The 1,680-nt window shown below is 70.9% G+C and carries 2 protein-coding genes; both read right to left on the bottom strand.

The window, feature by feature from the left end:
- Window positions 1-1,035, bottom strand: a 1,035-nt coding sequence (locus JCM9942_RS15285) for a TgpA N-terminal domain-containing protein (protein ID WP_157722972.1), incomplete at its 3' end; no start/stop codon positions are given.
- Window positions 1,032-1,680: DUF58 domain-containing protein (locus JCM9942_RS15280; protein ID WP_054660696.1), on the bottom strand; the 649-nt coding region annotated here is incomplete at its 5' end. The genes JCM9942_RS15285 and JCM9942_RS15280, both read right to left, overlap by 4 nt.

Raw genomic sequence — 1,680 nt, 5'->3', positions numbered from 1 at the left:
TGGCAGCTGCAGCGCCTGCTGGCGCAACAGCGGCGGCAGGTCCGGCTGGAACTGGCGGTAGCTGGTGGACTGCAGGCGCCAGCGCGTGAGCGCGGTCAGCGGGCGTCGGCTGGTCAGGCTGTAATCGGCATCCAGTTGGGTATCCGCCGGCGCGGTGGTCGGCAGGTCCAGTGCAACCAGCTGGCGGCGTTCGGTAGGCTCGTATTCGATCTGGTAGTCCCAGCGGACATCGGCGGCCACAAGGCGGGGGGCGGCGGTGTGGCGCTGGCTGTCCAGCCGCGTCCAGGCGCGCCCGTCAAAACGGGTCAGCACCGGGCCGCGCCAGTAACGCTGACTCGCCGCCGGCACCGGACCGAAGAACTGCGCCCGCAAGGCCGGACTGTCATCGGCCATCAGGTCGATCCACTCGCCCGGCTGCATCGTGTCCGAAAGACCCGGGCGTCCGACCGCGCGTTCGGGAATACCCCATAGTGGCGTGGGCAGGCGCGGTACCAGCCAGAACGCGGCCAGCGCCAGCGGTAGGGCGACGACCATCAAGCGGCCTACCACGCGCAGTTGCTGGGTGATCGCCGCAGAGGCGCGCCCGGCTTCACCATCCGCGATACGCTGCAGGCTAAGCAGGGTGCTGATCACGGCAGCCAGTGCCAGCAGCAGGGTGCCCGGGCCCTGGTCCAGCAGAAATGCCGAAAATGGCGCGAACAGGGCGAAGCCCAGCAGGCTGCGGGCATCGCGCAGCGTGCGCAGTTCACTGGATTTGATCGCCAGCATCGCCGCCAGCAGGGCGCAGCCGCTGTCGCGGCCCGGGCGCGGACCCATCTGCCAGTAGATGGCCACCAGCATGACGGCGATAAGCAGCAGCCGCAGCGACATGGGAACCGTGTGGCGCCACGCTAGTGCCGCCACGGCGATGGCGGCGATCGCATAGCCGACGGCCAGCACTGCCGGCAGCTGCAGCAGCAGGGGCAGCAGGGCCAGGGCGGTGGTCAGCAGTGCCCAGCCCCGGGTGGGGGCGTCCAGTGGTGGGCTGGTCTTCATGCCGGCGGCATCAGGGCCAACGCCCTCAGGCACTGGTGGCGATGTGCATCACCGCTGCCCGGGCCGATCGGTGCGGCGTCGGGCAGCAGCAGACGATAGCGGCGGCCTTCGCGCTCGGCGTCGTCCACCCAGCGTGCCAGGCGGGCGATGCGCCACTCATACGGCAACGCGCCCAGGGTGGCCCAGTCCAGCACCAGTTCCGCACCGGCGGGGCGCTCGTACTCGCGTACCAGCAGGCCATCGCGGCGTGCGGAGTGTTTCCAGGCGATGGTGCGCATGGCGTCGCCCTGCCGGTACGGGCGCAGCTGTTGCAGTTCCTCGCCGAGCGGATGGATACGGGTGCGGGTGGCGCCGTCGCTGCTGTCGGGCAGCGGATGGGCGGGCGTTTCCGGCGCGGGGTAGACCAGCACGGGGCTTTCGGGCCACACCCAGCTCCAGGCCCGCAGCAACCCAAGCGGCTGGGTGGTGGAGAACCGGATGCGCTGCAGATCCAGCCAGCCGCGGCGGGAGGTCGCCAGCCACAGGTCCACTTCGCTGCGCTCATCACCCTCAAGGTCCGCGCGGGCGTGGGCCTGCTGGTGTTCGATCCGCAGGCCGCGGCGCGGGCGCCGATCCTGGCGGGCGATCACCAGCCGCAACCGCAGT

The organism is Stenotrophomonas pictorum JCM 9942 (assembly GCF_001310775.1).
Taxonomy (GTDB): Bacteria; Pseudomonadota; Gammaproteobacteria; order Xanthomonadales; family Xanthomonadaceae; genus Stenotrophomonas; species Stenotrophomonas pictorum.
Note: the sequence above shows the minus strand (reverse complement) of the source record. Positions and strands in the feature narration are given on the sequence as shown.